This is a genomic window from Blastococcus sp. SYSU DS0533 (genome assembly GCF_054050775.1).
Genome location: NZ_JBJGZZ010000005.1, coordinates 265359 through 288774 on the forward strand (window position 1 = coordinate 265359; position 23416 = coordinate 288774).

General features: G+C 73.9%; 24 protein-coding genes. 17 read left to right on the forward strand and 7 right to left on the reverse strand.

Translation table 11 applies throughout. The features are described 5' to 3' along the window. The first annotated feature begins 4 nt into the window (after nucleotides 1–4). The 6 genes from ACI79W_RS09290 (at nucleotide 5) to ACI79W_RS09315 (ending at nucleotide 5425) form a co-directional block, all read left to right on the forward strand. A complete protein-coding gene (locus ACI79W_RS09290) occupies nucleotides 5–928 on the forward strand; it encodes an ABC transporter permease (protein ID WP_456561792.1) in 924 nt (307 codons plus the stop codon). Beyond that, nucleotides 921–1865, forward strand: a complete 945-nt coding sequence (locus tag ACI79W_RS09295; protein ID WP_456561793.1) for an ABC transporter permease — start codon at nucleotides 921–923, stop codon at nucleotides 1863–1865. The genes ACI79W_RS09290 and ACI79W_RS09295 overlap by 8 nt, the downstream gene beginning before the upstream one ends. Continuing rightward, entirely contained in the window at nucleotides 1862–2914 is a 1053-nt protein-coding gene (locus ACI79W_RS09300; RefSeq protein ID WP_456561794.1) for an ABC transporter ATP-binding protein, read from the forward strand. Before ACI79W_RS09295 ends, ACI79W_RS09300 begins: the two co-directional genes overlap by 4 nt. After that, nucleotides 2907–3959 carry an ABC transporter ATP-binding protein gene (locus ACI79W_RS09305; protein ID WP_456561795.1) on the forward strand — a complete coding sequence of 351 codons (1053 nt, stop codon included), beginning with the start codon at nucleotides 2907–2909 and terminating at the stop codon, nucleotides 3957–3959. Before ACI79W_RS09300 ends, ACI79W_RS09305 begins: the two co-directional genes overlap by 8 nt. Nucleotides 3960–4106: 147 nt before the next feature. Beyond that, nucleotides 4107–5000: an N-acetyl-1-D-myo-inositol-2-amino-2-deoxy-alpha-D-glucopyranoside deacetylase gene (gene mshB / locus ACI79W_RS09310; protein ID WP_456561796.1), complete on the forward strand. Its 894-nt coding sequence runs from the start codon at nucleotides 4107–4109 to the stop codon at nucleotides 4998–5000. Next, nucleotides 4997–5425, forward strand: coding sequence for a hypothetical protein (locus ACI79W_RS09315; protein WP_456561797.1), 429 nt, complete (start codon nucleotides 4997–4999; stop codon nucleotides 5423–5425). The genes mshB and ACI79W_RS09315 overlap by 4 nt, the downstream gene beginning before the upstream one ends. Here the strand turns inward: ACI79W_RS09315 and ACI79W_RS09320 are convergent. Beyond that, entirely contained in the window at nucleotides 5379–6131 is a 753-nt protein-coding gene (locus ACI79W_RS09320; RefSeq protein WP_456561798.1) for a GNAT family N-acetyltransferase, read from the reverse strand. The genes ACI79W_RS09315 and ACI79W_RS09320 overlap by 47 nt on opposite strands. A 49-nt stretch (nucleotides 6132–6180) precedes the next feature. After that, nucleotides 6181–9027 (reverse strand): EAL domain-containing protein, encoded by a 2847-nt coding sequence (locus ACI79W_RS09325; RefSeq protein ID WP_456561799.1) that lies wholly within the window; start codon nucleotides 9025–9027, stop codon nucleotides 6181–6183. 218 nt (nucleotides 9028–9245) lie between these two features. Between ACI79W_RS09325 and fdxA the strand changes: the two genes are divergently transcribed. The 3 genes from fdxA to ACI79W_RS09340 all read left to right on the forward strand — a co-directional run bounded on the left by fdxA (nucleotide 9246) and on the right by ACI79W_RS09340 (nucleotide 12573). Next, nucleotides 9246–9572: a ferredoxin gene (gene fdxA / locus ACI79W_RS09330; RefSeq protein WP_012947287.1), complete on the forward strand. Its 327-nt coding sequence runs from the start codon at nucleotides 9246–9248 to the stop codon at nucleotides 9570–9572. A gap of 53 nt (nucleotides 9573–9625) precedes the next feature. After that, entirely contained in the window at nucleotides 9626–10690 is a 1065-nt protein-coding gene (gene dapC / locus ACI79W_RS09335; protein WP_456561817.1) for a succinyldiaminopimelate transaminase, read from the forward strand. A gap of 392 nt (nucleotides 10691–11082) precedes the next feature. Continuing rightward, entirely contained in the window at nucleotides 11083–12573 is a 1491-nt protein-coding gene (locus tag ACI79W_RS09340) for a PxKF domain-containing protein (protein ID WP_456561800.1), read from the forward strand. A 123-nt stretch (nucleotides 12574–12696) separates the two neighbouring features. Here the strand turns inward: ACI79W_RS09340 and ACI79W_RS09345 are convergent, their stop codons facing one another. From ACI79W_RS09345 to ACI79W_RS09355, 3 genes are all read right to left on the reverse strand, one after another. Beyond that, entirely contained in the window at nucleotides 12697–13371 is a 675-nt protein-coding gene (locus ACI79W_RS09345) for a response regulator (protein ID WP_456561801.1), read from the reverse strand. Next, nucleotides 13368–14672, reverse strand: coding sequence for a sensor histidine kinase (locus tag ACI79W_RS09350; protein ID WP_456561802.1), 1305 nt, complete (start codon nucleotides 14670–14672; stop codon nucleotides 13368–13370). The genes ACI79W_RS09345 and ACI79W_RS09350 overlap by 4 nt, the downstream gene beginning before the upstream one ends. Nucleotides 14673–14944: 272 nt before the next feature. Continuing rightward, on the reverse strand, nucleotides 14945–15469 hold the full coding sequence (locus ACI79W_RS09355) for a hypothetical protein (protein WP_456561803.1): 525 nt from the start codon (nucleotides 15467–15469) through the stop codon (nucleotides 14945–14947). Nucleotides 15470–15731: 262 nt separating this feature from the next. Between ACI79W_RS09355 and ACI79W_RS09360 the strand changes: the two genes are divergently transcribed. Beyond that, the gene (locus tag ACI79W_RS09360) at nucleotides 15732–16847 is read left to right on the forward strand and encodes an alpha/beta fold hydrolase (RefSeq protein ID WP_456561804.1); all 1116 of its coding nucleotides are present in this window, start codon (nucleotides 15732–15734) and stop codon (nucleotides 16845–16847) included. A gap of 71 nt (nucleotides 16848–16918) precedes the next feature. Here the strand turns inward: ACI79W_RS09360 and dapD are convergent, their stop codons facing one another. Beyond that, nucleotides 16919–17899, reverse strand: a complete 981-nt coding sequence (dapD, locus tag ACI79W_RS09365) for a 2,3,4,5-tetrahydropyridine-2,6-dicarboxylate N-succinyltransferase (RefSeq protein WP_456561805.1) — start codon at nucleotides 17897–17899, stop codon at nucleotides 16919–16921. 205 nt (nucleotides 17900–18104) lie between these two features. Between dapD and dapE the strand changes: the two genes are divergently transcribed. From dapE to ACI79W_RS09390, 5 genes are all read left to right on the forward strand, one after another. Then, the gene (gene dapE, locus ACI79W_RS09370; RefSeq protein WP_456561806.1) at nucleotides 18105–19217 is read left to right on the forward strand and encodes a succinyl-diaminopimelate desuccinylase; all 1113 of its coding nucleotides are present in this window, start codon (nucleotides 18105–18107) and stop codon (nucleotides 19215–19217) included. After that, complete coding sequence (locus ACI79W_RS09375; RefSeq protein WP_456561807.1) at nucleotides 19214–20044, forward strand: LOG family protein; 831 nt, start codon at nucleotides 19214–19216, stop codon at nucleotides 20042–20044. Before dapE ends, ACI79W_RS09375 begins: the two co-directional genes overlap by 4 nt. A 1-nt stretch (nucleotide 20045) precedes the next feature. Continuing rightward, the gene (locus ACI79W_RS09380; protein ID WP_456561808.1) at nucleotides 20046–20393 is read left to right on the forward strand and encodes a DivIVA domain-containing protein; all 348 of its coding nucleotides are present in this window, start codon (nucleotides 20046–20048) and stop codon (nucleotides 20391–20393) included. After that, the gene (locus ACI79W_RS09385) at nucleotides 20386–20838 is read left to right on the forward strand and encodes an SRPBCC family protein (RefSeq protein ID WP_456561809.1); all 453 of its coding nucleotides are present in this window, start codon (nucleotides 20386–20388) and stop codon (nucleotides 20836–20838) included. Before ACI79W_RS09380 ends, ACI79W_RS09385 begins: the two co-directional genes overlap by 8 nt. Before the next feature lie 64 nt (nucleotides 20839–20902). Next, nucleotides 20903–21805 carry a DMT family transporter gene (locus ACI79W_RS09390; protein WP_456561810.1) on the forward strand — a complete coding sequence of 301 codons (903 nt, stop codon included), beginning with the start codon at nucleotides 20903–20905 and terminating at the stop codon, nucleotides 21803–21805. A gap of 4 nt (nucleotides 21806–21809) precedes the next feature. Here ACI79W_RS09390 and ACI79W_RS09395 read toward each other — a convergent pair whose 3' ends face one another. Continuing rightward, nucleotides 21810–21935 (reverse strand): hypothetical protein, encoded by a 126-nt coding sequence (locus ACI79W_RS09395; protein WP_456561811.1) that lies wholly within the window; start codon nucleotides 21933–21935, stop codon nucleotides 21810–21812. A gap of 537 nt (nucleotides 21936–22472) precedes the next feature. Here ACI79W_RS09395 and ACI79W_RS09400 point away from each other — a divergent pair. Beyond that, nucleotides 22473–23039 (forward strand): DNA-3-methyladenine glycosylase I, encoded by a 567-nt coding sequence (locus ACI79W_RS09400; RefSeq protein WP_456561812.1) that lies wholly within the window; start codon nucleotides 22473–22475, stop codon nucleotides 23037–23039. Nucleotides 23040–23155: 116 nt separating this feature from the next. After that, nucleotides 23156–23323, forward strand: a complete 168-nt coding sequence (locus tag ACI79W_RS09405) for a DUF3117 domain-containing protein (protein WP_012947303.1) — start codon at nucleotides 23156–23158, stop codon at nucleotides 23321–23323. The last annotated feature ends 93 nt before the right edge of the window (nucleotides 23324–23416 follow it).

The window sequence follows — 23416 nt, forward strand, 5'->3', positions numbered from 1 at the left end:
CGACATGGGCCGCTACATCGCGCGCCGCCTTCTACTCACCATCCCCGTCCTGCTCGGCGCCTCGTTCCTGATCTTCGCGCTGGTCTACGCGCTGCCGGGCGACCCGATCCGGGCGCTGGGGGGTGACCGCCCGCTGGCGCCGGCCGTGGTGGCCCAGCTGACCGACGAGTTCAACCTGAACGACCCGCTCTGGCTGCAGTACGTCAAGTACGTGGCCGACCTGCTCCAGGGTGACTTCGGCACCGACTTCCGAGGGCGCGAGGTCCTCGACACCATCACCCAGCGGATGCCGGTGACCGTCCAGCTGGCCGTGGTGGCCATCGCCTTCGAGATCCTGATCGGCATCGTCGCCGGCGTGCTGGCCGGCATCCGCAAGAACGGCTTCTTCGACAACGTCGTGCTGGTGAGCACCACGCTGATCGTCTCGATCCCGATCCTGGTGCTCGCCTTCATCGCGCAGTTCACCTTCGGGCTCCAGCTGGGCTGGTTCCCGATCGCCGGCATCAACGACGGCTGGTACAGCTTCCTGCTGCCCGGGCTGGTGCTGGCCGCCGGTTCGCTGGCCTACGTGGCCCGCCTGACGCGGACGAGCATCGCCGAGAACATGCGTGCCGACTACGTGCGCACCGCGCGCGCCAAGGGCCTGCCCCGCCGCGACGTGATCGTCCGGCACACCCTGCGGAACAGCCTGATCCCGGTCGTCACGTTCATCGGTGCCGACATCGGCACGCTCATGGGCGGGGCGATCGTCACCGAGACGGTGTTCAACCTGCCCGGCATCGGGCGGGCGGTCTTCGACGCCGTGCGCGCCCAGGAGGGCGCCGTGGTCGTGGGCATCGTGACGCTCCTGGTCTTCGTCTTCATCTTCTTCAACCTGGTCGTCGACGTGCTCTACGCCGTCCTCGACCCGAGGATCCGCTATGAGTGACCCGAAGCTGACCACCGTCGGCCACGACGAGGTGGGGGCCGGCGCCGTGACCGGCGGCGCCGCCGACCAGCCGGAACAGGCCCGCCAGAACAGCCTGTGGAGCGACGCCTGGCGCCAGCTCCGGCGCAACGTCCTCTTCTGGATCGGCGCCGTGCTCAGCCTGCTGTTCGTCGGGATGGCGCTGCTGCCGTCGGTGTTCGCCCGGGGTGTCGACCCGCGCTCGTGCAGCCTCTCCAACTCCAACGGCGAGCCCTCGGCGGAGCACTGGTTCGGCTTCGACCAGCAGGGCTGCGACTACCTGGCCAACGTCGTCTACGGCGCCCGCAACTCGCTGATCATCGGCCTGCTCGCCGTCGTCGTGATCCTGGTGCTCGGCGTCCTGGTGGGTGCCATCTCCGGGTTCTACGGGGGCATCACCGACAGCATCCTGTCCCGCATCGCCGACATCTTCTACGCGCTGCCGCTGATCCTCGGTGCGCTGGTGGTGCTGCGCAGCGGCATCCTCGGCCGCGGCGTGGTCGCGGTGGCGATCGCGTTGGCCCTCTTCGGCTGGATGACCGCCATGCGGCTGGTCCGGTCGCAGGTCATCGCGATCAAGAGCTCGGACTACGTCGCCGCGGCCCGGGCCATGGGCGCCTCCAGCACCCGGATCCTCGTCCGGCACATCCTTCCCAACGCCGTCGCGCCGGTGCTGGTCTACGCCACGATCACCATCGGCATCCTCATCGCGGCCGAGGCGACGCTGACCTTCCTCGGGGTTGGCCTCCAGCCGCCGGCGATCTCGTGGGGGCTGCAGATCGCCACCGGGCAGAGCCTGCTGCGCACCGCGCCGCACGCCGTCCTCTTCCCCAGCCTCGTCCTCACCCTGACTGTGATGGCCTTCGTCCTCATGGGTGACGCCCTCCGCGACGCCCTCGACCCGAAGCAGCGTTCATGAGCACCGCATCGACATCCGTGCCCTCCAGCCCGGCCCGCCGCCCCGGGGCGCCGGTCCTCGAGGTCGACGACCTCCGGGTGCAGTTCCGCACCGGGGCAGGCCTGGTCAACGCCGTCAACGGCGTCAGCTACACCGTTTCGGAGGGGGAGACCCTCGCCATCCTGGGCGAGTCCGGCTCGGGGAAGTCCGTCTCCGCCCAGGCGATCATGGGCATCCTCGACTCGCCGCCGGCCGAGGTCACCAGCGGCCGGATCGTCTTCGAGGGGCGTGACCTGCTCACGCTGCCGGAGGAGGAGCAGCGCAAGGTCCGCGGCCCAGGTATCTCGATGATCTTCCAGGATGCGCTCTCGTCGCTGAACCCCGTGTACAGCGTCGGCTTCCAGATCGGCGAGATGTTCCGGGCGCACCGGGGGACCTCCCGCAAGGAGGCGAAGCAGAAGGCCGTCGAGCTGATGGACCGGGTCCGCATCCCGGCCGCCAAGGAGCGGGTGAACGACTACCCGCACCAGTTCTCCGGCGGCATGCGGCAGCGGGTCATGATCGCCATGGCGCTGGCCCTCGACCCGCGCATCCTCATCGCCGACGAGCCGACCACCGCGCTCGACGTCACGGTGCAGGCCCAGGTGATGGACCTGCTCAAGGACCTGCAGCGGGACACCGGGATGGGGCTCATCCTCATCACCCACGACCTCGGCGTGGTCAACGAGGTCGCCGACAACGTGGCCGTCATGTACGCCGGCCGCATCGTCGAGCGCGGGACGGTCGACGAGGTCTTCAGCAACCCGGCGCACCCGTACACCGACGGGCTGATGCGCTCGATCCCGCAGGTCGAGATCAAGGGTGGCCGGCTGCAGCCGATCGGCGGCCAGCCGCCGAACCTGGCCGCCATCCCGTCGGGCTGCCCGTTCCACCCGCGGTGCCCCAAGCGCCGCACCGGCGCGGAGGCCGCCACCGGCCGCGACTGCGTCGCCGACGTCCCGCCGCTGCGGCTGGTCGTCCCGGGCCGCGAGGCGGCCTGCCACTACAGCGAGGAGGTCCTCGGTGTCTGACGCCGTCGCCGCAGCAGCCGACCGCCCGGTGCACACGCCGGGCGAGGTGCTCCTCGAGGTCAAGGACCTCAAGAAGCACTTCCCCCTGACGCAGGGCATCGTCCTCAAGCGGACGGTCGGCCACGTCCGCGCGGTCGACGGCGTCAACCTCGCGCTGCGCCGGGGCGAGACGGTCGGCCTGGTCGGTGAGTCCGGGTGCGGCAAGTCGACGGTCACCAAGATGCTGGTGGCGCTCGAGAAGCCGACCGACGGGCAGATCCTCTACAAGGGCGAGGACGTCACGAAGATGAGCGGCCGGGCGCTCAAGCAGTACCGGCGCGAGGTGCAGATCATCTTCCAGGACCCCTACGCCTCGCTGAACCCCCGCATGACCGTCGGCGACATCGTGGCCGAGGGCTGGTCGGTGCACGCCGACGTCGCGCCCAAGAAGGGCCGGCTGCAGCGCACCCAGGAGTTGATGGAGCGGGTCGGGCTCAACCCCGACTTCGTCAACCGCTACCCGCACCAGTTCTCGGGTGGGCAGCGGCAGCGCATCGGCATCGCCCGGGCGCTGGCCCTGCAGCCGGAGGTCATCGTCTGCGACGAGCCGGTGAGCGCCCTGGACGTCTCGGTGCAGGCGCAGGTCGTCAACCTGCTCGAGGACCTGCAGCACGACTTCGGGCTCTCCTACCTCTTCATCGCCCACGACCTGTCGGTGGTGCGGCACATCTCCGACCGCGTCGCGGTGATGTACCTGGGCAGCATCGTCGAGGAGGGCACGGACGTGCAGGTCTACGGCTCGCCCGCCCACCCCTACACGCAGGCGCTGCTCTCCTCGGTCCCGGTGCACGAGCCGCACCTGCGCGGGCTCAAGGAGCGGATCCTGCTTCAGGGCGACGTCCCCAGCCCCGCGAACCCGCCGTCGGGGTGCCGGTTCCGCACCCGCTGCTGGAAGGCCCAGGACATCTGCGCCACCGAGCCGCCGGCCCTGGTCGACCGGGGCCAGGGGCACCCCTCGGCCTGCCACTTCGCCGAGGCGCGCGCCGTCGTCCCCACGGAGGGCTGAGCACGCCGCGCGGGGATCAGGTGGCCTGATCCCCGCGCGTCCTCCCTCGCGGTGTGCCGTGAGGGAGGACGCGTTGCGGCGGGGGAGGACGCGGGTGCGGCCCAGGCCCGCTCGCAGCGCCGGTCGCCTCAGGGAGAATGGCCGACCGTGACCGCCGACCGACGCCTGCTCCTCGTCCACGCGCACCCCGACGACGAGACGATCAACAACGGGGCCACGATGGCCCGGTACGTCGCCGAGGGCGTCGGGGTCACCCTGCTCACCTGCACCCTGGGGGAGGAGGGCGAGATCCTGGTACCGGAGCTGGCCCAGCTCGCCGCCGACCAGGCCGACCAGCTGGGCGGTTACCGGATCTGGGAGCTGCGCGGGGCGATGGCCGCCCTCGGCGTCGAGGATTTCCGCCTCCTCGGCGGGGCGGGGCGGTACCGCGACTCGGGGATGATGGGCACGCCGGCCAACGAGCACCCGCGCGCCTTCTGGAACGCCGACCTCGGTGAAGCGGTGGCGCACGCCGTCGCCGTCGTCCGCGAGGTCCGCCCGCAGGTCGTCGTGACCTACGACGAGTTCGGCGGCTACGGCCACCCCGACCACATCCAGGCGCACCGGGTGGCCATGCGGGCGGTGGAGGCCGCCGCGGACCCCGGTTACCGCCCGGACCTCGGCGCCGCCTGGGAGGTGTCGAAGGTCTACTGGAACGCCATGCCGCGCTCGGTGGTCCGCGAGGGCATCGAGGCCATGGCCGCCCTCGGCGAGGCCTCGCCGTTCGAGGCGCTGGGCGACCCGGACGAGATCCCCTTCGTGGTGCCCGACGACGTGGTCACCTGCGCGGTGGACGCCCGGGCCTACGCCGGGCGCAAGGACGCCGCCATGCGGGCGCACCCGACCCAGATCACCGTGGACGGGCCCTTCTTCGCGCTGTCGAACAACCTCGGCCAGGAGGTGCTCGGCGTCGAGTACTACCGGCTGGTGGCGGGTGAGCGCGGCCCGGCCGTCGGGCCCGACGGCCGGGAGGACGACCTCTTCGCCGGTCTCGAGGGGTGAGCGGCCGGGGGCCGGCCACGGTGGGCCTGGGCGTCACGGCGGTCGTCGTCGCCGGGTGGCTGGCCGTCGTCGAGGTGCTCTGGCTCCCGCTGCGGGTCGGGGGTGTCCTGGTGCCGGTGTCGGTGGTGGCCGCGGTGGTGGGCAACCTGCTGCTGGTCGGTGCGGCGCTGCGGCTCAGCGGGTCGAAGCTGGTCGCCGCCCTACCCGCCGTCACCTGGCTGGTGGTCGCGGTCGCCGCCATGGTGCGGCGCCCCGAGGGGGACCTGCTGCTGGTCTCCGGCGGTGCGCTGGGCCTGGTGAGCACCGCGTTCCTCCTGCTGGGCGTGCTGGCCGGGGCGCTCGCGCTCGGCCTGGCCCTGGGCGCACCCGCCCGCCGGGTCAGCTCGGTGGGGCCCACCGGTAGTGGTAGCGGTGGTGCTCGGTGAACCCCATCCGGGCGTAGAGCGCGAGCGCCGCGGTGTTCGACGCGGTCACCTGCAGCAGGCAGGAGGTGGCCCCGCGGGTGCGGGCCTCGGTGGCCAGCGCCGCCATCACCGTCGTCGCCAGGCCGCGCCGCCGGTGGGGCTCGTCGACGGTCACCGCGCTGACCACGAGCCAGCCGTCGCTGACCACGCCACGGGCGACGGCGGCCGGCCGGTTCGCCGCGGGGTCGGGCCGGACGGAGGCGGACAGCGGCCGCTCGGCGTTGCGCAGGACCGCCGCCGCGGAGGCCGGGAGCGCCGCGCCGCGGTGCCGGTAGCCGGCCAGCCAGACCTCGTCGGGCGCGTCGTCGAGGAGCACCGGGGCGTGCGCAGCGGGCCACGGGCCCAGCGGCGCGACCAGCACCAGGGTGTCCTCGTCCCGGGCCCACCCGGCGGTGGCGAACGCCGCGTCGGCCGCCTCCGCGCCCGGGGCCGGGACGGCGGCGCAGGCACGCAGCCCCCGATCGGCGTACCAGGCGGTGACCGCGGCCACGGCCGACGGCAGGTCCTCCGGCGGATCGCCGGTCACCAGCACCGAGTTGGCCCGGCCGGTGAAGCCGCCGCCGGCGCGCAGCAGCCAGTCGCCGTAGCTCTCCTCCTCGAGCCCCCGCCAGGTGCGGGCGGCGAGGCGTTCCAGCTCGGCGACCCGGGTGGGAGCTGCTGCGGTCACGGCGACGATCATGGCGCGCCGCACCACGGGGGGCGGACCCGCCCCCTGCTCAACCCCGCCGTGGAACGGCGGCGGGCAGGGGGCGGGCGTTCAGCCAGCCCAGCACCCGCTCCGCCGGCATGGGCCGGGAGATGTGGTACCCCTGCGCCACGTCGCAGCCCCACTCGCGCAGCGCGGCGAGCGCGTCGGCGTCCTCGACGCCCTCGACGACCATGTCCATCCCGAGGTCGCGGCTCAGCTGCAGGGTGCTGCGCACGATCGCCGCCGCCCGGGGGTCGGACGTCAGGTGGGTGACGAAGCTGCGGTCGAGCTTGAGCTCGTCCACCGGCAGCGCGCGCAGGTAGGACAGCGAGGAGTACCCGGTGCCGTAGTCGTCCACCGACAGCCGGACGCCCAGCCGGCGCAGCCCGGCCATGACCTCCTGGCTGCGCGCGGCGTCGGCCATCAGGACGTCCTCGGTGATCTCCAGGACCAGCGAGCCGGCCGGCACCGAGCAGGCGTCCAGCAGCATCGCCACCTGTTCGGGCAGGGCGACGTCCTGCAGGTTGGACACCGAGAGGTTCACCGCGACCGACAGATCGTGGCCGTGGGTCCGCCAGGTGCGCAGGTCCTGCAGCGCCTGCTCGAGCACCCGCAGCGCCAGCCGGCGCATCAGCCCGGCCTGCTCGGCCAGGGGCAGGAAGACGTCGGGGTAGAGGAGGCCGCGGTCGGGGTGCTCCCAGCGGACCAGGGCCTCGACCCCGGCGACGCAGCCGGTGCGCAGGTCGAGCTGGGGCTGGTAGTGGTTGACGAGCTCCTCGCCGTCGAGGGCCGAGCGCAGCTCCTCCAGCGTCTGCAGCCGGTCCCGGGTCGCCGGGGTGCCGTCGGGCGCCCACAGCTCGTAGCCCCGGCGTCCGCGCTTGGCCGCGTACATCGCGGAATCCGCCCGGGCCAGCAGCAGCGAGCGGTCGCGGCCGTGGTCCGGGCAGAGGGCGACGCCGATGCTGGCGTCCACGTGCAGCGACATGCCGGCCAGGAGGAAGGCGTCCCGGAGCGCGGCGCCCAGCCCGTCGGCCACCTCGCGGGCCCGGTCGGCATCGGCGTCGGGCAGCAGGACGGCGAACTCGTCCCCGCCCATGCGGGCCAGCAGGTCGCCGGGGCGCAGCGCCCGCCGCAGGCGGGGGCCGACCAGGCAGAGCAGGTCGTCGCCGACGCTGTGCCCGAAGCTGTCGTTGATCTCCTTGAACCGGTCGAGGTCCACCATGAGCAGGGCGAACCGCCGGTCGCGCTCCCCGTGGACCGCCGCCTCGACGGTCTCGATGAACTTCCGGCGGTTGGGCAGGCCGGTGAGCGGGTCGTGGTGGGCCTCGGTGGCCAACTGGGCCAGGCGCTCCTGCTCGGCGGCGCGCAGCTCGGCGTTCTCCACGACCAGGGCGCCTTCGAGGGTGACCTGGCGGACGGCGTCGCGCTCGGAGGGGCTCCAGCCGCGGGCGGTGCCGACCGATCCGGTGACGACCAGGCCCAGGAGCCGGTCGCGGGACATCAGCGGCACGCTGACGTACGAGCGGAGGTCCAGGGCGCGCACCAGGTCCGAGTCGAGCAGGTCGGTGGCTCCGGCGTCCTCGACGAAGACGGGGACCGGCTCCTCCGTGGCGAGCCGCCAGAGGGGGATCTCGGACGCCGGCCGCCCGACCAGGCGGGCCCGCACGACCTCCTCGTGCTCCTCCGGCCAGCCCACGTGCCGCACCTCGCGGATGCGGTCGTCGTCATCGACCAGGTAGGCGGCGCTGCGCTCGGTGCCGGCCAGCCGCTGGACGGCCCGGGCCAGCACCTCGGCGGCGGCCGCGGCACCGGTCACCGCCGAGCCGTCGACGAGCAGCTGCCGCACGACCCGGGCGGTCACGAGCGAGGCCGCGCGGGCCTGACTCGTGCGGGCCTGCTCGATGACGCCCCCGAGGTGCGCGCCGCCGGCGGCGGCGAGCCGGCGGACGTCCTCGGAGAAGGGGCGCACCTGCGTGCTGTCCAGGGTGAGGACCCCGGCGAGCTCGGGGGTGCGGCCGAGGGGGACGGCGAGCGCTGAGGCGATCTGGAAGGAGTCGACCCACCAGCCCGAGACGAGTTCGGAGTCGCGGTCGGCGGTGAGCGGGGTGCCGGTGCGCAGCACCGTCTCGGCGAGCTCGAGGGGCACCGGGGCGCTGCGGAACTGCCGCCAGGTGGCGAGGTCGTGCCGGCCGTCGGCGTAGGCGGCCATGCGGGGCACCAGCCGGCCGTCCTCGAGCAGGAAGACGCAGGCCCGCTCGACCTCGCCGAGCTCGGCCAGCTGGCGGCAGGCCGAGCCGAGCAGGTGGTCCATCGACTGGGCCTGCGCGGCGGACTCGATCAGCGTGAGCAGGACGCCGGCCTGCTCGAGCCGGCGCTGCTGGGCGCGCCGGCCCCAGGCCTCGGCCAGCGCAGCGGCGATCCGGGGGGTGACCTGGCGCAGCAGGTGCGGGGCCGCGGCGGCGGCGGGCTCGACGGTCAGGACGCCGACGACCTGCCCGTCCACCAGCAGCGGTTCGCCGTGACCGGAGCGGATGCCCACCTCGGCGAGCTGGCGGTCCTCGGCGCGGCGGCCGTCGGCGTGGGCGACGACGGCCCGGCGGCCGGTGACGACGGCGGACAGGAACGGGGAGTCGCGCAGGAAGGTGGGGGTCCGCAGGGCCGGGTGCAGGGGCAGCGGGTCCCGGGTGGCGGCGGTGGACTGCCGGAACGGGACGACGAGCTCGGTGGTGGCCTCGTGCACCCACACCGACACCCGTGTCGCGCCGGAGGACGCGCGCAGCCGGTGGAGCAGGTGCACCAGCGCGGCGTGGGCGTCGAAGGGTGACGCCGGCGGCTCCAGCCGCGGCGCCGCGTCGTCCTGCGTGGTCCCGGACACGAGGTCGAGATCGGCGTCCGTGCCCGGTGCTTGAGCGGCGGGGCGCGGCCCACCCCGATGGGGGGACGCCCGCCGGCGACCGGGCCGGCTGCCCCGGGTGGGGGACCCGGCGGGTGGCCCGTGGCACGGTGGCCGGCGTCGGAGGTGATACTAGGTGCGCATCTGGCGTGACCGGCCCCGGTCGGCGCGCCGCCCGAGCGTCCCCGGGAGGGAACCCCGTGACCTACGTCATCACCCAGGCCTGCGTCGACGTTCTCGACAAGGCGTGCATCGACGAGTGTCCGGTGGACTGCATCTACGAGGGCGACCGGATGCTGTACATCCACCCCGACGAGTGCGTCGACTGCGGTGCCTGCGAGCCGGTGTGCCCGGTGGAGGCCATCTACTACGAGGACGACGTCCCGGACAAGTGGAAGGACTTCTACAACGCCAACGTGGAGTTCTTCTCCGACCTGGGCAGCCCGGGCGGTGCCGCGAAGACCGGGAAGATCGGCAAGGACCACCCGCTGGTGGCCGCCCTCCCGCCCCAGGGCGAAGGTCACTGACCGCTCCGGTCCCCGGCGCGCCGCGGGCGCTGCCGGACTTCCCCTGGGACTCCCTGGCGGGTGCGCGGGCGCGGGCAGCCCAGCACCCGGGCGGCGTCGTCGACCTGTCGATCGGCACGCCGGTCGACAGCACGCCCGCGGTGCTGCGCGAGGCGCTGGCCTCGGCGGCCGACGCCCCGGGCTACCCGACGGCGCTGGGCACCGCGCAGCTGCGCACGGCCGCTGCCGGCTGGCTCGCGCGGCGGCTGGGCGTGCACGTCGCCGACCCGCTGGGTGGGCAGCCCCCGCTGATCCCCACGGTGGGCTCCAAGGAGCTCGTCGCGCTCCTCCCCACCCTGCTCGGGCTGCAGGGCGGTGCGAGCACCGTGGTGGTCCCCGAGGTCGCGTACCCGACCTACGAGGTCGGTGCGGTGCTGGCCGGCCTCGCGGTGCGCCGGAGCGACACCCCGCCGGCCGACGCGGCCGGCGTCTCGCTCGTCTGGCTCAACTCCCCGGGCAACCCCCACGGCCGGGTGCTGACGGTCGAGCAGCTGCGCGCGTGGGTCGACTGGGGGCGTGCGCACGGCGTGCCCGTGGTGGCCGACGAGTGCTACATCACCCTGGGCTGGGACGTGGAGCCCCGCTCGATCCTGCACCCCGACGTCGCCGGTGGCGACCACACCGGGCTGCTCGCGGTGCACTCGCTGTCCAAGCAGTCGACGGCGGCCGGCTACCGGGGCGGCCTGCTCTCCGGTGACCCGGAGCTGGTGCGCCGCGTCTGGGAGGTGCGCCGCCACCTCGGGTTGCTGGTCCCGGGGCCGGTCCAGGCCGCGATGGCGGCCGCGCTGGACGACGACTCGCACGTCGACGCGCAGCGGGAGCGGTACCGCCGGCGGCGCGAGCGGCTGGCCGCCGCGGTACGCGCGGCCGGGATGCGCATCGACCACTCGGAGGCGGGCCTCTACCTCTGGGCGACCCGTGAGGAGGACTGCTGGGCGACGATCGACCGGCTGGCGGCCCTGGGCATCGTCGCCGCCCCGGGCAGCTTCTACGGCCCGGCCGGGGCCCGGCACGTCCGGATGGCGCTCACCGCGGCCGACGAGCGGATCGACGCCGCTGTGGAACGCCTGACCGCCTGAGAGCCGGCCACGCCGAGGTCCGCCTCAGGCCGGGAGGAGTCGTGGCGTCCCCGTCGCCGTGTGCCGTCGCCGTGCGTCGACGCCTCCACCGGGCGGCCCGGGGCCTGCCCAGGTGCTGGGGCGTTGAGGGATCTCAACGCCCCAGCACGATGCCCGGTGACGATGGCGCGGGGAGACGCTCCGGGGGAAACCGCAGGTCAGAGGGTCACCGGGTGATTCCTGGGCGGTATCCCCGCCTCGGCGTCCGCGTGCCGCGACGGGCGTTGAGGGATGTCAACGCCTCGCCCTCTGGTGCCTCGGTCCGCTGCGGTCGCAACCTTTTCCACAGCGCACCACCACGGACCATCCGATGCAGGAAGAGGGATCCCATGCTCCGCAGGAGAACCGCGACAGTGGCTCTGGCGACCGCCGGCCTGATCGCGATGCCGTCAGCCGCCTTCGCCGACACGGTCGACATGGCGCCGACCTCCATCACCGATGACGCCGGCTCGACCGTCGCGTTCACGGTCAAGCTGCTGGCTGACGCCCAGGGCGAGGCGCAGGACGACGTCCCCGGCTGCAACGCCACCGCCACCGCTCCGGTTCGCATCGATCTGACGTCGGACAAGTCGTGGGCGACCACGAACCCGGCATCCGTGACCGTGACCGACTGCACGAGCGAGCACAGCGTCAACCTCGTCCTCGCCGGCGACGCTCCGGACGGCGAGCACGCCAAGATCACCGGTGTCGCCACCGGTGGTCTCCAGGACGTGGCTGTGCAGGTCAAGGTCCAGGGGCGGACGACGACGCAACTGTTCGACTCGACGTTCCGGCAGGACTTCATCAACGTGCACGTCGACAACCCGACCGTGACACCGCCACCGCCGCCTCCTCCGGCGCCGGACGCCGACGGTGACGGGATCCCCGATGCTTCGGACAACTGCATCAGCGTCTCGAACGCCGACCAGGCCGACGCCGACGGGGACGCGCTCGGCAACGCCTGCGACTCGAACTCGTACGCCCCGGCGATCGGTACCGCCGCCGGTGACGCCAACGGCACGGAGGGCCAGACGCTCCAGGCCAGCGGATCCTTCACCGACCGCGACGGCAACGCGAGTCTGACGCTCTCGGTCCCGGCCGGCACGCCCGGCACGTTCACCGACAACGGCGACGGCACCTGGTCGTGGAGCCTCGTCACGGACGACGACGTGGCGCCGGGGACCGTCACCGTCACCGCGGCGGACGGCGAGCACGCCAGCGCGACGGACGACTTCGGATACTCGGCGGGCAACGCCGCCCCCGTGATCACCAGCGTCACGCAGACCCGCGTCAACAACTGCGCTGTCACCCTCGGGGCGACCTACACCGACGCCGGCTCGGCCGACACGCACACCACCTCGGTCCTGTGGTCTGACGGCAGCACGCAGCTCGCCCGGGCGTTCCCCGCTGCCGGCAGCTACGACGCCACCATCACCGTGACCGACGACGACAGCGGCTCGGACAGCGAGACGGTCTCGGGTGTCCGCGCCTACAACACCGCCAGCGCGATCATGCAGCCGATCAACAGCACCGGCTCCCGCAGCGGCTTCAAGGCCGGCAGCACCATCCCGGTCAAGATCACCGTGACCGGCTGCGATGGCGCTGCGGTCGGCAACCTCACCCCTGCTGTGAACCTGGTGCAGGGTGACACGACGCCCGACGTCGCGGTCAACGAGGCGGTCATCACCGAGGTCGCCACCAACGGCAAGCTGATGCGCTGGGACGGGAGCCAGTACATCTACAACCTGTCGACCAAGCTGAGCCAGTTCACCAACGCCGCCCTGACCCAGGGGACGTACACCGTCTCGGTGAGCGACCCGAGCTTCGCCGCTCCGGTCAAGGCAGCGTTCGACCTCCGCAAGTGATCTGAGCGGGCCGGCCCGCACACGCCGGTACAGGGCCGGGCCCGGGGAGCGATCCCCGGGCCCGGCTTCCGTCTGCGCTGAGCAGCTGATCCGGGCGGGGAAGCGCCTCCGGCCCGGTCGTCGCTACCGGCTGAAGCGGTTCTCCGGACGGTTCGACCCCTGCCGCGAGAGCTGCACCGCGGACTGCCGGTCCTTCACCTGCAGCTTCTTGAGCACGGCGGCGACGTGCGACCGCACGGTGACGGGCGCCACGAACAGCTTCTTGGACATCTCCTCGGTCGACAGTCCCTCGGCCATCAGGTCGAGGATCTCTGCCTCCCGCTCGGTCAGTTCGATGTGCTTGGAACGGTTGGGCAGGAACAGCCGGCGCCGGGCCGGCGGCTGGAACTCCGCCATGACCTGCTGCACCAGCCAGCGGGGCAAGGTCGTCTCGCCGGCCAGCGCGGAGCGCAGTGCCGGGCCGATGCGTTCGGGGTCCATGCCCTTGACCAGGTAGGCCGAGGCGCCGGCCCGCAACGCGTTGAAGAGGTCGCGGTCGTCCTGCGACGCCGTCAGCATGACCACCGTCGTGCCAGGAAGGGTGGAGTTGATCTCGGCCGCGGCGGCAATGCCACCACCGGGCATGTGGATGTCCAACAGGCACACGTCCGGGCGCAGCTCGCGCGCCTTCGCGACCGCGGTGGGTGCGCTGTCCACGTCGGCGACGACCTCGAAGCCTTGTTCCTCCAGCGCTTCGCGGACGACCGCCCTCGTCGGTGCGTGGTCGTCGGCCAGCAGGACCTGCAGCACGTCGCTCATGGCCAGCTCACCTGCACGGTGGTGCCCTCCCCTGGAGCGGAGTCGATCCGGAGCGCCGCACCCAACGCCTCGGCCCGCTGCCGCATGCTCGTGAGGCCGAACCCTCCCGGCCGGCCGGTGGTCGGGTCGAAGCCGCGTCCGTCGTCGATGATCGCCAGGCACGTCGGATCGGGGGTCAGCCGGATCTCGACCCGCTGCGCGGCCCCGTGCCGCACCGCGTTGCGCACCGCCTCGGCAGTGATGCGCAGCAGGGCCTCGGCGCGCGTCCCATCCACGTCCGCCACGGAGCCGAGCTGGGTGATGACCTTCACGTCGTACCGGTGGGACATGTCGTCGGCGAGCCGCTGTAGGGCTACCGAGAAGGGGTCGTCGGGCGACGCGGTCAGCGCACTGATGGCCTGTCGTGCCTCGTCAACCGCACGCGCTGCGGCAGCGCCGATGAGCTCGGCCGTCGCACGGTCCGGCCGCGTGGCCAGCCGGCGGGCCTGCGTGGAGATGTAGGTCAGCTCCTGAGCCAGTCCGTCGTGCAGGTCGCGCGCCATGCGACGTCGGTCCTCGAGAACCGCTGTGTGCACGCGGAGCTGCCAGTACGAACGGATCTCACCCACCGCGCCCACGAGCAGGAGAAGGTAGAAGCCCAACCGGAGGAAGTCGCCGGTGTGGACGAAGTCGGAGTAGAGAGACGGGAAGAGCAGGTAGTGCACCCGGGCGAAGGCGGCCAGCACGCAGCCGGCACCTATCCACCGGAGCATCTGGTCGCCGGTGCGCGCGCTCTGCCGCGTGAAAGCGACCGCCGCCAAGGCGTACAGCCCCGCACCCAGGCCCTGCACCGCGAGGACGGCGGGGTGGGCGACCAGGCGGGGCCTGCTGGCGTCGGCGAGCGCCGTCTGGGGGTCGACCATCGGGGGTAGCGCCTCGCCCAGCGCGACGCCCGCGGCGGTGAGGGCGAGAACGACCGACGCGATGCCCGCCGTTGTCGCCAGGGACATCCTGCGGGTCGCGTGCCGGGCGACCGGGACCAGCGCTGCTGCGGTCAGCACGACGGTCCCGAGCAGGCGGATGGCCAGTGCCTCCCACCGCGAGAAGTGGTCCTCCCGCGCCAGGGCCACCGCGCCGGGCAGCGCGGTGAGCACCAGGTTCGCCACGGCGACGGTGCACAGTGCCAGCACGATGAGCAGGTCCTGGACACGGCGACCGTCCCGGAACCGCCCGTAGACCAGGAGGGCGGTTAGGAGCGCGACCACCGCGTTGAGGGTCTCCAGAACCGCGCGGAGGGCCGGAGCCTGGTACGCGAAGCTCATCGACGGCAGCGCCACCACTGCCGCCGTGGCAGCGGCCGCTGCAACGGCGGTCCACCCGGCGGCGGCCGCTGGACGAGCCCCCGTGGCTGTCACGATCTGAGACTAGGGGCTCGTCCCCGGGGTAGCAGCCGCGCGAGCTGGAGAAATGTCCTGGTTACCCGGTCGGGGGATCGACGGTCGGCGCACGGTGAACGTCGAGACGCGGAGAGCCATGACGGGTGCGTGGGCGCCGCCGACCGGCGCTGGTCGTGGGCACCTTCCGCCGGCTCGGGTCACGCGCAGGGCAGCTCGCCGTCGCCCGGACGCAGCGCCGCGGTGAGGTCGACCGCCATCGCCTCGTGCTGCTGGTACAGCTCCGGGAAGCCGGAGCGCTGCACGGCCTGGGCGACCTCGGTGAGCCGGCCGGTCTCCCAGCCGGGGATCTGCACGAGGTGGTCGTAGAACTGGCCGGCCGCGTAGACCGGGTCCTGCACCTGCTCGGGGGTTCCCCAGCCCTGCGAGGGGCGTTGCTGGAACAGGCCGAGGGAGTCCCGGTCGCCGTAGTCGAGGTTGCGCAGGGTCGACTCCTGCATCGCGGTCGCCAGCGCGATGACCACGGCCCGGTCCGGCAGCCCGCGGTCGCGGCCCACCTGCGCGATGGTCGCTGCGTTCTGCACCTGCTCGGCGGAGAGGGTCACCGACGAGCCGGGCAGGGTGCAGCTGCCCGAGGTGGGGAGTTCGACGGTGATGTCGGCCCGCCAGGCCACCGCGGCGAAGAGGGCGGCGCCCACCAGCAGCGCCGGCCACCAGCCCAGCACGCCCGGTCCGCGCTTCCGACGCCGGCGCCGGGTGGCTCCCGAGGCGGGGCGGCGCCGGTTCGCCGGGCGGCGGGTCGTCCTGCGCGCCGAGGCAGCGGCGCCGTGGGTCACGGGTCGGACGGTCGGCATCGCCTGCCGACTGTAGGTGCCGGACCTGACGGTTCCCTGGACGCGGCCACCCCGCGCCGTGCCAGATGGCGGTGGAACGGCCACCTCGCGGCGGCTCGGGCCGATAGCGTGTGCCCGCCGCCGAGGAGGAGCCATGGCCGACGTACTGCTGCCCGGGATCACCGCCACGCGGGTGCCCACCCCGCGACTCACCCAGAACGTCCTGCACCCGTCCACCGTGGACCCCGGCGAGCTGACCGCCGGCGGCGAGATCGTGCTGCTCGTGCACGGCAACGTCAGCTCGGCGCTCTTCTGGCAGCAGCCGCTGCTGACCCTCTCGGAGGGGGCGCGGGTACGGCCGCTGGCCGTGGACCTGCGCGGCTACGGCGACACCGATCCGCTGCCCGTCGACGCGCGCCGGGGTGTGCGCGACTGGGCCGACGACGTCGCGGCGCTGCTGGACACCCTCGGCGTCGAGCGGGTCCACCTGGTCGGCTGGAGCATGGGCGCGGCCGTCGTCCTCCAGCTCCTGCTCGACGCGCCGGCGCGGATCGCCTCGGTGGCGCTGGTGGCCCCGGTCTCCCCGTACGGCTTCGGTGGCACCGCCGGGCCGGAGGGACGCCGTCTCGCCGAGGACGGTGCCGGCTCCGGGGGTGGTGCGGCCAACCCCGAGTTCGTCGCCGCGCTGGCGGCCGGCGACACGGGTGACGGCAGCCCGACCAGCCCGCGCTCGATCCTGCGGGCCTTCTACGTGGCGCCCGGGTCGCTGCCGCTGGACCCCGCCGTGGAGGACGTCTTCGTCGCCTCGATGCTCTCCACCCGCACCGGCGCCGACCACTACCCGGGGGACTCCGCGCCGAGCCCCACCTGGCCGGGGGTGGCACCGGGTCAGCGCGGGGTGCTGAACACGATGGCGCCGACGGTCATGGACGTGTCGGGCATCGACGTGCTGGCCGAGAAGCCGCCGGTGCTGTGGATCCGCGGGGACGCCGACGCGATCGTGTCGGACACCTCCGTGTTCGACCTGGCGTACCTGGGGCAGCTGGGGGCGGTGCCGGGCTGGCCGGGGGAGGCGGTCTGCCCGCCGCAGCCGATGGTCGCCCAGACCCGCGCGGTGCTGGAGCGGTACGCCGCGGCCGGGGGCACCTACCGCGAGGTGGTGCTGCCCGGGGTCGGGCACTCCCCTCACGTCGAACGGCCGCAGGAGTTCGTGGTGGCCCTGCTCGAGCACCTCGACGTCCCCGCGGATGCCACGGCCGACGTGCCCTGAGGCAGGGAGGCACAGGAGGCTCTACCTGCGTCCCGGGCCGGGAGGACGCAGATGGAGCCTCCTGTGCCTCGTCAGTTCGCGTGGAGCTCGGCGTTGAGGGCACCCCAGTCGCCGTCGCGGGGGAGCGCCTCGAGGGCACCGCTGACGCTGTTGCGCCGGAAGAGGAGGCCGTCGCGGCCGGAGAGCTCCTTGGCCTTGACCGAGGAGCCGTCGGGCAGCGTGACCCGCGAGCCGGCGGTGACGTAGCACCCCGCCTCGACGACGCAGCCGTTGCCCAGCGAGATGCCGATGCCGGCGTTGGCGCCCAGCAGGCAGCCGCTGCCGATGGAGATCACCTGCGTGCCGCCGCCGGAGAGGGTGCCCATGATCGAGGCGCCGCCGCCGATGTCGCTGTCGGCCCCGACGACCACGCCCGCGCTGATCCGGCCCTCGACCATGCTGGGTCCCAGCGTGCCGGCGTTGAAGTTGACGAAGCCCTCGTGCATGACCGTCGTCCCCTCGGCCAGGTGGGCGCCCAGGCGCACCCGGTCGGCGTCGGCGATGCGCACGCCGGAGGGGATGACGTAGTCCACCATCCGGGGGAACTTGTCGACGCCGAAGACGGTCACGTGGCCCACGGCCGCCCGCAGCCGGTGGGCGTTGAAGGTGGCTGCCTCGACCGGCCCGGCGCTGGTCCAAGCCACGTTGGTGAGCAGGCCGAACACACCGGTCATGTCCGCCCCGTGCGGCTTGATCAGCCGGTGCGAGAGCAGGTGCAGCCGCAGCCAGACGTCGTGGGTGTCCACCGGCGGCTGGGCGAGGTCGGCGATGACGGTGCGGACGGCGATGACCTCGACGCCGCGGGCCTCGTCGCGGCGCACCAGACCGCCGTAGTCGGGACCGAGCTCGCCGGAGAGCTCCAGCGCGCCCAGGCGGGTGCTCCGCGAGGCCTCGCCGGCGGGCGCACCCAGCCGGGGCTCGGGGTACCAGGTGTCCAGCACGGTGCCCGAGGCGGTGATGGTCGCCAGACCGGCGGCGACGGCGGAGACGGGGGCGGGCGCTGCGTCAGTCACGCCGGGAACGCTACCCAGACCGTTGCGCGGCGGAGCGGGCCGGTGGTGAGGTGCTGGAACGGCCTGGCTGCGGGGGCCCGGGGCGAGCGTCAGCGAGTTCCGGGGGGGGGTGGTGAGGTGCTGGAACGGCCTGGCTGCAGGGGCCCGGGGCGAGCGTCAGCGAGTTCCGGGGGGCAGCCAGGTCCTCTCACTAAGCTCGGCAGCCGTGAGCACCCTGCCGCAGCTCGACCTGTCCGCCGACGTCCTCGCGCTGACCCGCGCCCTGGTCGACGCGCCCTCGGTCTCGGGCAGCGAGACGGCGCTGGCCGACGCGGTGGAGGCGGCGCTGCGGGCGCTGGGCGGGCTGGAGGTGGAGCGGGTGGGCGACGCGGTGCTCGCCCGCACCAACCTCGACCGGCCCACCCGGGTCGTCCTCGCGGGGCACCTGGACACGGTGCCGATCGCCGGCAACGTGCCCAGCCGGCTCGACGAGGCCACCGGTCGCCTCTACGGCTGTGGCACCAGCGACATGAAGGCCGGCGACGCGGTGATGCTGCGGCTGGCCGCGGTCTTCGGTGTCCCCGGCGCGGAGCCGGCGCACGACCTCACGTTCGTCTTCTACGACAACGAGGAGGTCGAGGCCGTGAAGAACGGGCTCGGCCGGGTGGCCCGGGAGCGGCGCGGCTGGCTCTACGGCGACCTCGCGATCCTGCTGGAGCCGACGGACGGCGAGATCGAGGCCGGCTGCCAGGGCACGCTGCGCGCGGTGCTGGAGACGACCGGCCGCCGGGCGCACAGCGCGCGCAGCTGGCTGGGGGTGAACGCCGTCCACGGGTTGGCCGGGGCGCTGGCCGCGCTGGCCGCCTACCGGCCCCGGGAGGTCGAGATCGACGGCTGCACCTACCGCGAAGGGCTGAACGCCGTGGGCATCTCCGGCGGGGTCGCGGGCAACGTGATCCCCGACGAAGCCGCGCTCACCGTCAACTTCCGCTACGCGCCCGACCGCGACGAGGACGCCGCCGAGGCGCACGTGCGCGAGGTGTTCGCCGACGCGATCGCGGCCGGTGCGACGCTCACCGTCGTCGACAACGCCGGGGGAGCGCTGCCCGGGCTCGCCGAGCCGGCTGCCGCCGCCTTCATCGCCGCCGTCGGCCGCCCGGCCCGGGCCAAGCTGGGCTGGACCGACGTCGCCCGGTTCGCCGCCTTCGGCATCCCTGCGATCAACTACGGACCGGGCGACCCGCAGCTGGCCCACACCCGCGAGGAGCACGTCCTGGTGGACCGGCTGCAGCCCGCCGTCGACGCCCTCACCGCCTACCTCTCCGGGAGGACCGCATGACCGCCACCCCACCGCCGGAGGGCCGGCGCCCGCGCCCGACCCGCCACCGCGGGCCGATCATGCTGCGCGGCGGCGAGCCGGACCCGCAGGCCCAGGGCAGCACGACCGACCAGCGGCTGCTGGACCGGCGCGGCCCCACCGACTGGGTCCACACCGACCCGTGGCGCGTGCTGCGCATCCAGAGCGAGTTCGTGGAGGGCTTCGGCCTGCTCGCCGAGCTGCCCCGCGCCGTCAGCGTGTTCGGCAGCGCCCGCACCCCGCGTGACCACCCGCACTACGCCGCGGGCGTGGAGATCGGCGCCGCCCTGTCCCGCGCCGGGTACGCCGTGATCACCGGCGGCGGGCCGGGTGCGATGGAGGCGGCCAACCGCGGTGCCTCGGAGGCCGGCGGCCTCTCGGTCGGGCTGGGCATCGAGCTGCCGTTCGAGCAGGAGCTCAACGAGTGGGTCGACGTCGGCATCTCTTTCCGCTACTTCTTCGTGCGCAAGACCATGTTCGTGAAGTACGCGCAGGCCTTCGTGATCCTCCCCGGCGGCTTCGGCACCCTCGACGAGCTGTTCGAGGCGCTCACGCTCGTCCAGACCCGCAAGGTCACCCGCTTCCCGGTGATCCTCTACGGCACGGAGTACTGGGGCGGCCTGATCGACTGGGTGCAGACGACGATGGCCGGCCACGGCGCCATCAGCCCCGGCGACGTGGACCTGCTGCACTGCACCGACGACGTCGACGAGATCGTGGCGGTCGTCCAGGAGGCCGAGAAGGCGCGGGCGGCGGGCGACAACGGCGGGGGGATGCGCGCCGCGGCGACCGGCCCGTCGGACGCCTGAGGTGCTCTCCTTCGTCCTGTTCGTGGTCGCCGTGCTGCTGGTCGGCGGTGCGCTGTTCCTCGTGGCCTCGCTGCTGCTCGGCCGCGGCGAGACGCAGCCGCCGGCCGACCCCGACCGGTCGCCGGTCGAGCTGCCCGACGACCGGCCGGTGGTGGCCGACGACATCCGGCGGCTGCGGATCGCGGTGACCGCCCGCGGCTACCGCATGGTCGAGGTGGACTGGCTGCTCGACCAGCTGGCGCACACGCTGGACGAGCGGGACGCGGAGATCGCTGCGCTCCGCGCCGAGCTGGCCGCACGGAGCCGGCAGGAGGCGCCGGCCGACCGGGAGGGGGCGGAGGGTGCCTGAGCTGGTGGAGCGGGTGGAGGTGGCGGCACCGCCCGAGCGGGTGTGGGCCGCGCTCACCGACTGGACGCGGCAGGGCGAGTGGATGCTCGCGACCGACGTCGAGACCGTCGGCGGGCCCGCGCAGGGCGTCGGGGGCCGGCTGGCTGCCCGCACCGGGTTGCCCGTGCCGGGCCGGCCCCGGCTGGGGTTTCTCGACACGATGGTCATCACCGCGTGGGACCCCCCGCGCCGGGTGGAGGTGCTGCACACCGGGCGGTTGGTGCGCGGCCCGGGCATCTTCGAGATCGAGCCGCGCGGGGAGCAGAGCACCTTCGTCTGGATCGAACGGCTCGACCTGCCCCTCGGCGTGGTCGGCCGGGTCGGGTGGGTGGTCGTCAGGCCGTTCGCGCTGCTGGGTATCCGCTGGTCCTTGAGGCGCTTCGCCGCGTTCGCCCGAGCCCGCTGACCTGCTGCAGGACGGCGCCGGGCATCGGTGAGGATGTGGCCGTGCGCGAGGGGACGGCGGGGGCGTGAGCCGGCGGGGCTGGCTGCTGTTCCTGGCCATGTCGGTGATCTGGGGTGTGCCGTACCTGCTCATCAAGGTGGCCGTCGGGGAGGTGCCGCCGGTTGCGGTCGTGTTCGCCCGCTGCGTCGTCGGCGCCGCGCTGCTGCTCCCCTGGACGGTGGCGCGCGGGCAGCTGCGCCCCGCGCTGCGGCACTGGAAGGCGCTGCTGCTGTTCACCGCGCTCGAGATGACCGGGCCCTGGTTGCTGCTCTCCTACGCGGAGCAGACGCTGTCGAGCTCCCTCACCGGGCTGCTGGTGGCCGGCGTGCCGTTCGTGGCCGCGCTGGCCGCCCGGCTCGCGGGTGAGGAGGAGCGGCTCACCCCCGTGCGCCTGCTGGGCATGGGCGTCGGCGTCGTCGGCATCGCCGTGCTGCTCGGCCTGGACCTGGAGGGCGCGCAGCTGCTGCCGATCGCCGCCGTCGGGCTGGTGGTCCTGGGCTACGCGACGGCGCCGCTCGTGGTCAGCCGGGCCCTGCCCGAGGTGCCGGGCGTGGCGGCGAGCTCCGTCGCGCTGGTCGTGACCGCGGCGGTCTACGCGCCGTTCGCCGTCCCGCGGCTGGCCGCGGTGACGGCGGCGTCGGCGGAGGCGCGGCTCTCCCTGCTCGCCCTCGGGGTGCTCTGCACCGCGGTGGCGCTGGCGCTGTTCTTCGCCCTGATCCGCGAGGTGGGGCCGCAGCGGGCGCTGGTGATCACCTTCGTGAACCCGGTCGTCGCGGTGCTGCTGGGCGTGCTGCTCCTCGACGAGCCGTTCACCCTGGGACTCGCCCTCGGGCTGCCCCTGGTGCTGGTCGGGTGCGTGCTGGCGACCCGGCGCAGCGCTGCGAGGCCCGAGCCGAGCGTCGCGGCGGTGGACGCCTCCGCCCGCTGACCGGTCAGCGGCGGCGGGCCCGGCGGGTGCGCACGACCGCCCATCCCGCGGCGGCCGCGAGGACCTCGGCCACGACGAGCAGCAGGTTGCGGCCGTGGTCGTCCTGCGGCAGGGAACCCGGCTCCCGCACGGCCCCGGGTCCAGCGCGAACACCAGGGTCACGGCCATCGGCGCGCGGGTCGGCCGGGGGAGGAACCGGTTGAGCGGGAAGCCTCCGAGGACGAGGAACGGCGCGATGACGACGTCGTGCAGCGGCGCGCCGCCGACGAACCACAGCCCCCAGGCCGGGCGCGGCACCCGGTCGCCGGCGCCGAGCAGTCCGACCACGCCCCAGCCGACGGCCGCGGACCCCGGCACCAGGAACGGCCACCGCCGCGTCGACGCCCTCGAGCGCGCGGTCGACCGCCGCCGCGTCGCGCAGGTCTGCGACCAGCAGTTCCACCCCCTCGGGACGGGGGCGCCGTCGGGGTGGTCGGGGTGGACGGCGGGCAGCAGGTCGTCGAGCACGCGCACCTCGTGGCCGGCGTCCCGGAAGGGGGGACGACGGCCGGTCCGTTGATGCCGGCACCGCCGGTGACGAGGACGCGCACGAGCCGGGACGCTATTGGCGGGGGGCCGACCACGGCGACCGGCCGGGACGTCGGTGGCCGGCGCTAGCGTCCGGGGCGTGCTGCGCTGCGCCTGGGCCACGAGCGCCCCCGAGTACGTCGCCTACCACGACGAGGAGTGGGGGGTGCCGCTGCACGGCGACGACGCCCTGTTCGAGCGGCTCTGCCTCGAGGCGTTCCAGTCGGGGCTGTCCTGGATCACCATCCTGCGGAAGCGGCCGGCGTTCCGGGCGGCGTTCGCGGGATTCGAGATCGACGTGGTGGCCGCGTTCACCGACGACGACCGGGCCCGGCTCCTGGCCGACGCGGGCATCGTCCGCAACCGGGCCAAGGTCGACGCGGCGATCGGCAACGCGCGGGCGGCCCAGCAGCTGCCCGAGGGGCTGTCGCAGCTGCTGTGGTCCTTCGCGCCCCAGGGCCCGCGCGCCCGCCCGGCGACGCTCGCCGACGTCCCGGCGACGAGCCCCGAGTCGGTCGCCATGGCCAGGGAGCTCAAGCGGCGCGGCTTCGTCTTCGTCGGTCCGACGACGGCCTACGCGCTCATGCAGGCGACCGGGATGGTCGACGACCACGTCGTCGGCTGCTTCCGGGCTTCCCCGCCGGAACGCGACGCGACGTCACCCTGACGGGCCTGGTGTTGGACGGAACGCACGCATGCGGGATCATTGTCCCGGAGCTCACAGCATCGGACACCGCACGCCTGTCAGAAGAGGCAGGCGTGCGGCTGGCGAAGGAGGCACGCATGGCGGCCATGAAGCCGCGCACGGGTGAAGGTCCCCTCGAGGTCACCAAGGAAGGGCGCGGCCTGGTCATGCGGGTGCCGCTGGAAGGTGGCGGGCGCCTGGTCGTCGAGCTGTCGCCCGACGAGGCCGCCGCGCTCTCGGAGGCGCTGAAGGGCGCCACCAGCTGATCTCGGCGCGAGCCGCCCCGGGCGGCCCGCGCAGGACACGACCCGGCCCCGGCCGACGGCGAACTCGCCGTCGTTACTCGTGATGGCGGTGGC